7 protein-coding genes are annotated in these 7692 nt (G+C 65.0%); 5 read left to right on the top strand and 2 right to left on the bottom strand.

Going from position 1 to position 7692, the window contains the following annotated elements; translation table 11 throughout:
* Positions 1–195 (top strand): transposase (locus tag ACZ4TW_RS16760; RefSeq protein ID WP_465544401.1); only part of this gene is annotated, 195 nt, incomplete at its 5' end.
* A gap of 315 nt (positions 196–510) precedes the next feature.
* Entirely contained in the window at positions 511–1698 is a 1188-nt protein-coding gene (locus ACZ4TW_RS16755) for a TY-Chap domain-containing protein (RefSeq protein ID WP_465544399.1), read from the top strand.
* Here ACZ4TW_RS16755 and ACZ4TW_RS16750 read toward each other — a convergent pair.
* Complete coding sequence (locus tag ACZ4TW_RS16750) at positions 1692–2216, bottom strand: winged helix-turn-helix transcriptional regulator (protein ID WP_465544397.1); 525 nt, start codon at positions 2214–2216, stop codon at positions 1692–1694. The genes ACZ4TW_RS16755 and ACZ4TW_RS16750 overlap by 7 nt on opposite strands.
* A 103-nt stretch (positions 2217–2319) precedes the next feature.
* Here ACZ4TW_RS16750 and ACZ4TW_RS16745 point away from each other — a divergent pair, with 103 nt between their 5' ends.
* From ACZ4TW_RS16745 to ACZ4TW_RS16735, 3 genes are read left to right on the top strand one after another with little or no spacing between them, the layout of a single operon-like run.
* Complete coding sequence (locus ACZ4TW_RS16745) at positions 2320–3486, top strand: acetyl-CoA C-acyltransferase (protein WP_465544395.1); 1167 nt, start codon at positions 2320–2322, stop codon at positions 3484–3486.
* 5 nt (positions 3487–3491) lie between these two features.
* Positions 3492–4199, top strand: coding sequence for an SDR family oxidoreductase (locus ACZ4TW_RS16740; RefSeq protein ID WP_465544393.1), 708 nt, complete (start codon positions 3492–3494; stop codon positions 4197–4199).
* The gene (locus ACZ4TW_RS16735; RefSeq protein ID WP_465544391.1) at positions 4196–4519 is read left to right on the top strand and encodes a PaaI family thioesterase; all 324 of its coding nucleotides are present in this window, start codon (positions 4196–4198) and stop codon (positions 4517–4519) included. Before ACZ4TW_RS16740 ends, ACZ4TW_RS16735 begins: the two co-directional genes overlap by 4 nt.
* 31 nt (positions 4520–4550) lie before the next feature.
* Here ACZ4TW_RS16735 and ACZ4TW_RS16730 read toward each other — a convergent pair whose 3' ends face one another.
* Positions 4551–7598, bottom strand: a complete 3048-nt coding sequence (locus ACZ4TW_RS16730; protein ID WP_465544389.1) for a glycoside hydrolase family 65 protein — start codon at positions 7596–7598, stop codon at positions 4551–4553.
* Between the last annotated feature and the right edge of the window lie 94 nt (positions 7599–7692).

Here is a 7692-nt window from a genome sequence, read left to right as displayed (position 1 = left end):
GAGACCTGGTGGCCAGCGATCCTGGCGTTCCTGCATACCGGGCTGACCAACGCGCGGACCGAGGGTTACAACCGCCTGGTCAAGCAGGTCAAACGCGTTGCCTGCGGGTTCCGAAACACCGAAAACTCACGCCGCCGGATACGATTCCACTGCACCCGCGCCCAGCGGGCCAACATCCAGCAATTCCACTGCTGAGCAGTGCCCGGCTAACCTCGAAGAGCCCTCATACAAGGCCGTCACATAGAGCAACCGATGCAGTTGTCCTTCGACGTCGCCCCGCAGGACGGCGGCCTCCACGCAGCGCAACGTCGTTCTCGGTATCGGCGCCGTTCAGTACGCGCTCACATTCGATGATGAGGGTGCGGCTGATCCACATGCTCATGTTGTGAGCGCCCCGGCACGCCAAAGTCGCCCGCATCACGCACGAACAGCGCCCCCGGGCGACTGCGGATTGTCAGTACCTCCCACTAACTTTCCGAGGACAACGCCAGCACTACCTGAGGAGGTGCCATGTCCGAGCTCTCATTCGACGACCAAGTCGAGTATGCGTGGCACCGCTACGCCACGACCTTCGGCCGGCTTCTGTCGGCAATGAAGTTCGGCGACGTGCGCACGCTCATCCATTCCGCTTTCGATCTCCCCGGCGGGCCACGCGGGCGCATCACGTTTACCCTGACCCGGGCGCGGCGCCTCCGTGCCACCATCGATGCCACTGACCTGCATACCAGTGCGGAACTGCGAGAGGCGCAGATCTCCGGTCTCGTCGCCGAAGGCTGGCGGCTCCTCCGCAACGGAACGCTGATCGTCGAAGCCGGCCAGCGGCAGGCACCGCGCATCGCCACCATGGGATGTCAGGCCATGCTCACCGTATGGGACGTGGTCCATCCGAGTTTTCTGACACGGCACCAGATGTCACCTCACGAGATCTTCGACTCCCCGTTCTGGCCGCCCGACGAGGATGAGGACACCGTGCTCGTCACCGGCGCTGAGGAGCTGTTCGAGCTCATCAAAAGCTATGCGTCCCCCGAGCAGATTCTCCGCCTCAACGGGCTGTACTCGTTGACATTGCCTCTGATGGCCGGGTTCGAATCACAGCTGGAGATCGGCGCGACGTCCATCGGTCCATCAGTGGAGTTCCGCGCGAGGGTCGTTCCGCTCGCCAACCCCAGAGCACTCGGCAACGTCATCTACCACGTCGGCAGGGACTGGCCGACCATCTCGCTGTACATCGAGAATGCCGGGCTCCACGCCGTGCGTGTCGTCGATTGCGCCGCATTCCATCCCGAGAACCTGCGCGCCGGAATCCGCGACTGGCGGGATTTCCTGACAGTCGGCGCGCCGCGGATCATCGACCTCCTCGATTCAGAACAGACCACACCCGTCGGCGATGAGGGCGACATCCCTCCGCTCCTGCAGGAGATCTACGACAATCGAGCCGCCGACTCCCCGACCAAGGGTGTCGCTGCGTACTTCGACGGCGATGTCGACCTGATCCTCGACTATCAGCGTCGATGTAAGCACCAGGTCGTCGAATGGATGGAACGCGCCGCTGATGCGGCAGAGCGACAGGCGTCAGGCGATTTCAAACATTTGCGCGCTGTATCGACCTCGTGGGCGATGACCGATTTCTCGCTCAATCTTGCCTTGCAGCGAACTATTCTCATGCGCCGCTGGAGAGAGCGTTCGCGCGACTACTGACGCCGTGCCCGCTCTCGAGCCCCCAACACCCACTCCTCATCCCGCATCCGGGCGGCGGCATCGTCTAACGGAACATCATGCCCTTCGGCACAGGTGACTGTCGCATGTAGTGGTGCACCGCAGTCGCGATGGACGAGTTCGACGGCGGTCTTTCGGTCGTCGCGTAGTTCGTCACCCCATTCCATGAGCGCGACGACGATCGGATACAGCGCCCGTCCCCGCTCGGTCAGCACGTACTCGTAGCGGGTGCGCTTCCCCGGCTCCTGGTACGGCCGTCGATCCACCACGCCGTCGGCGTACAGCTGCTTCAACCGGCCGGCGGCGACGGCGTCACTCAGCCCGGCGCGTCGGGCCAAGTCGTCGAATCGGTGTGCGCCATAAAGTAATTCGCGAACGAGCATCATCGACGACTTCGTGCCGATTACATCCAGCGCGCGCTCCACCCGACACCAGCCCTTCGCGGGCCACTCGTCGCGGTCAGCAAAGGCGCCTTCGAGTTCGATGACGTCGTCATTCATGTGACCAATCATACTCCTCACTTTGCAAAGCCATAGTCAGGGTGTAGCTTCTGGCTATGGGCTTCAGTAGTCAGCTATCTGGAGCACGGAAGAAGGAAGTCTCATGAACACAGCTGTGATCGTCGACGCCGTCTGCACGCCCGTCGCCAAGGGCAAGCCCGGCGGCGCGTATTCCGAGATCCATCCCGTTGACCTGCATGCACACGCGCTGGCGGCACTCGTCGAGCGGACCGGCATCGACCCGGCCGTCGTCGACGACGTCATCAGCGGCACCGTCGGGCAGATCGGCGAACAGTCCGGCAACAATGCGCGATGGTCGCTGCTGGCCGCCGGATTCCCCGAGTCGGTACCCGGCGTCACCGTCGACCGCCAATGCGGCTCCAGCCAGCAGTCCATCCACTTCGCCGCGCAGGGGGTGATCGCCGGTGCGTACGACGTCGCCATCGCTTCCGGTGTCGAGTCGATGAGCCGCATCCCCATCGGCTCCCAGTTCCAGGGCAAGGATTTCGCCGGCCCCAAGGTCGCCGAGCGGTACGCCGAAGGCCTTGTCCCCCAGGGCATCAGCGCAGAGCTGATCGCGAACCGCTGGAATCTGTCACGCGCCGAGCTCGACGAGTTCTCCGCCACCTCACACCAGCGCGCGGCGTCGGCGTGGAAGGACGGCCTGTTCGATTCGCAGGTCTCCTTCGTCAATGATCTGCACATCGACGAGACGATCCGCCCCGATTCCACCACCGAATCCCTTGGCGGACTTCGCCTTGCGTTCCGCTCCGACGCCTGGGCGGCCCGCTACCCGGAGATCGACTGGCGGGTCACCGCCGGTAACAGTTCACCCGTCAACGACGGCTCGGCCGCGCTCCTCATCACCAGCGAGGATGCCGCCAGCCGCCTGGGTCTCACCCCGCGAGCCCGCGTTCACTCGTTTGCCGTCGCCGGCGACGACCCGATCTACATGCTCACCGGCATCATCCCCGCCACCGCCAAGGTCCTCGCGAAGGCCGGCCTCACCATCGACGACATCGATGTCTTCGAGGTCAATGAGGCTTTCGCATCCGTGGTCCTGGCGTGGCACAAAGAGACCGGGGCCGATCTGGCCAAGGTCAACATCAATGGCGGCGCCATCTCCATCGGCCATCCGCTCGGCGGCTCGGGCGCACGCCTGGCCACCCCCCTCCTCAACAACCTCGAGCAGGTCGGCGGACGCTACGGCCTGCAGGTCATGTGCGAGGCCGGCGGCCTCGCCAACGCCACCATCATCGAAAGGCTCTGAGCACCATGGCATCTCTCACCAACTCCGTCGTCCTCGTCACCGGCGCCAACGGCGGACTGGGCACACACTTCGTCGAGCAGGCACTGCAGCGCGGGGCGTCGAAGGTCTACGCCGCAGCACGCCGCCCCCGCGAGTGGGACGACCCCCGCATCGTGCCACTCACCCTCGACATCACCGACGCCGACTCGATCGCCGCCGCAGTCGAGGCGGCCCGCGACGTGACGGTTCTGATCAATAATGCTGGAGCACTCAATCATTCGTCGATCCTCGGTGATCTGACGGCGGTGCGTGAACTGTTCGAGGTCAACTTCTGGGGACACCTCGCGATGGTGCAGGCATTCCGCTCCACGCTGAGCGGCGGCGGCACCATTCTCAACGTGCTCTCCGCGCTGAGTTGGGTCGGTATCGCCGATGCCTACAGCGCCACCAAAGCAGCGTTGTGGTCGGCGACGAATACCCAGCGGATCCGTCTCCTCGACGACGAGATCTACGTTGCCTCACTACATCTCGGATACGCCGACACCCCGATGGTCTCGGAAGTGTCCGCACCGAAGAACTCGCCCGCCGACGTGGTGCGCACCGCGTATGACGGCATCGAAGCGGGTGATCCGGAGATCCTCGTCGACAACATCAGCCGACAGGTCAAGGCGGCACTCTCCGGACCGATTGAGGCACTGTACCCGCAGGTTGCACGCACGAAGGAGAAGGCATGAGCGCGGCGCCCGCTCCGAGTGCTTTCCTCGAGGCCGCCGGGCTACAGATCGCCGACGCAGGGCCCGATAAGGTCACCGGCTGGATCGACCTCGGTCCGCAGCACTACACGCCGTGGGGTGTCGTGCATGGTGGCGTGTTCCTCACCGCCGTCGAATCGGCCGCCAGTATCAACGCCAGCGCCGACGTCGTTGCGATACCCGTCCAGCAGGGCGCCATTCAACAACTGTGGGAGGTCAGCATCACCCGCGCCGACGACGGCAAGCTCCTCGCCCAGGGGCGCCTGCGGCTACAGAATGTGGAGCCACGCGCCCGCAACTGAGTGTCAGAGCCCTCCCCTACTCTGCACCGCATCACCCCAACCTCACCACCCCGCCAGCGCGGAGCTCAGCGACCTCCCCGCGACACTCCACCTCGATCGGAGCTGACGCCCCTGCAGCAGCCGTCACCTGGACCTCCTTGCCGCTGACCCGCAGCCTCAACCTGTGCCCGCGGTAGAGCATCGCGAACTCCATCTGGCCGAGGGAGTCGGGCCAGTGCGGCCGCAGAATCAGGCGGTTACCGCGCGTCTCCAACCCCGTGAAGCACCTCTGCAGCAAGTCCACACTGCCGGCCATCGCCGCCAGGTGGATGCCTTCCTGGGTGGTGCCGCCCTGGATGTCGTTGATGTCCGAGCGCAGCACGTCGTCGAAGAATTCCATGGCGCCGGAACGGTTCGCCCGCGCGAGGACCCAGGAGTGCACCAGTCTGCTGAGGGTGGAGCCGTGTGAGGTGCGTGCCATGTAGTAGTCGACTGTGCGCTGGATGTCGTCGTCGCTCAACTCATATCCCATGCCGCTGAACAGGTCTCGCAGTTCTTCCGATGAGAGCACGTAGAACAGCATCAGCACGTCGGCCTGTTTGGAGGCGCGGTAGGCGTTGACGTCGTCGTCCTCGGCTTCCAGGATTCGGTCGAGCCGGGAGATGTTGGTGTAGCGCTCCCGGTAGTCATCCCAGTCGAGTTCCTTGAGTTCCCCGTAGCCCTCGAACTGACTGATCACGCCGTCGTGGAACCCGACGAACATGCGGCTGGTGATGTCCTTCCAACGCGTCGTCTCCTGCACGTGCAGGCCGAGGCGTTGGGTAAGGTCGGACCGTTCCTGCAGCGGCAATAGGGTGAGAGCCTCCAGCGCACGGTCCATCAGCCACACCGACATGACGTTGGTGTATGCGTTGTTATCGATTCCGCCATAAGGGTTTTCGGGATAGCCTCCGTGGAACTCGTCGGGTCCGATCACTCCGCGGATGCTGTAGCGGCCACGCTCGTCGTCGAAGGTGGCGAGGCTGGCGTAGAACCTCGCGATCTCGACGAGCATCTCGGCGCCGAAGTCCACCAGGTACTCGATGTCGCCGGTCACCTGGTAGTACTGCCACACGTTGTAGGCGATGGCGATACCGATGTGCATCTGCCGGCGGCTGGGATCGGGATTCCACCGCCCGGAGTCCGGATTCAGGTGCAGCTGTTGGCTTTCCTCCCGGCCATCGCTGCCCGATTGCCACGGGAACATCGCACCGCCACGCCCCGCCTCGACGGCCGCCTGCCGCGCCTCCCGCATCCGGAGGTAGCGGTAGCGCAACAACGATCGGGTCAGCCACGGCAACCGCAGGTTCAGCACCGGGAACACGAACAACTCGTCCCAGAAGATGTGGCCGCGATACGCCTCACCGTTCAGGCCGCGCGCCGGCACGCCGACGTCGAGGTCAGAGACGTTGGGCGACAACGTCTGCAACACGTGCAGCAGATGGAAGCGGACAAAGCGCAGCTCGTTGCCGCGGCTCTCGACGTCGATGTCGAACCGGTCCCACAGCGTGCCCCAGGTGAGCACGTGCCCGTCGAGCAGGTCGTCGAACCGCCCGAGTCTGCTCAGCGAACGTGCGGCCTCGTCGCCCGGTTCGGAGATCGCCGGATCGCGGCCGGTGAAGACGGTGACCATCTTCTCCAACGTGATGGGCTGTCCGTCGGAGACGTCGACGGCGATGTCGTGACCGATGCGGTCGCCGTGCTCGCCTCGTTCGTGCACCAGGCGGTACTCGCCGTCGACCGATTCCTCTCGGCGCCACAACGTGTTTCGTGCGGCCATCGCCACGGTCACGCGGGACTGGTTGGTCTGCACGGAGAGCAGGACGGAGTCAGCGTCGAGTTCGGTGCTGATGACCGGTTCGAGGTGGACGCTCGCCAACTCGCGATACCGGGGGACGAGCGAGTTGATGACCGTCCCGTCGAGCAGGCTCCGAAACTCGACTCTGCCCGACCAGCCCTGCGGGGTGATCGTCGTCTCCAGCGCACACCCCTGCGGGAGATTCATGGCGACGAAGCGTCGTTCGGAAACGTCGGTGACGCGGCCGGCGTCGTCGCGGAAACGGAAGCGGCGGCTGAGGATGGCGCGGCGGATGTCGAGGGTCTGGCGGTACTCGAGGAGGTCGGCGGAGTCGATGGAGAACCACGGGCCGTCGTCGATGCGGAAGGTGAGCGAGAGCCAGTTCGGCAGATTGACCATGCTCTCGTTGTTGATGGTGTGCCCGGCAACCTCGTCGTCGAGCCTGTTGAAGACGCCGGCGGCGTAGGTGCCCGGATAGTGCCAGTCGTCGGCGACGGAATCGGGCGAGCAGGCGCGGGTGGCGAACTTGCCATTCCCGAGGCTGCACAACGATTCTCGGAGTTTCTCGGAGTCGGGATCGTAGCCGTCGTAGACTACCGTCCACGGACTGTCGGTGGGGATGACACTGTCCGGGGAGGCGCCCAGGAGATCGGCGAGACGTTCCAGCAATTCCCGGACATCATCGGGATCTTCGACGACGAACGACGCCGCTGACGATCGATCACCGTCGTCGACGCTGCGGACGACGATGCCGATCCCATCCGCTCCCAGTAGCTCGTACACGGCTTCACTAGCGCCGCCATCGCCGATGTAGATGGGGAGGTCGGTGGTGGCATCGGCGCCCATGTGCTCCAGCAACCACTGCACCGCGTGTGTGGTGGGCTCGCCGGTCGGGTCCAGGTTCTCCTCCCCGCCGTCGCGGCCGAGGATCTGGCGGCCACGTTCGGCGACGTACCAGAGGCCGTCGACGTCGACCCGCGCCCGCAGCTCCGCGAGTCCTCCCCCGCCGATGACCGCCACGGGACAGAAACGGGCGACGCGGACGAGTTGGTGACGCAGGCCGTCGACCACGTCGGCCGTTGCTCGTTCGGAGGTGATGGTCCCGTCGAGATCCAGGATCACCAGGGGCGTCCGGTTGTGGAATCGCGCGGTGAGCTGATGGCGGGAGGTGAGGGCCTCGGGGATCTGCGACAGCCGTCGGAGTCCGGCGGGGTCCTCCGCGGTGCTGCCGCGCGATGAGGTGTTCTCGGTGTGTGGATCCATGTCGTCGTTCCCTTGGGGGTGATCGGACGTCGGTGGACCCTTCGACACTAACCGCTCACAGCCCTCCGACGACGTGTTTCGCGAGCGCCGGGGA

Source organism: Agromyces sp. NPDC029043 (genome assembly GCF_055564615.1).
This window is presented reverse-complemented; position numbering and strand designations above follow the sequence as displayed.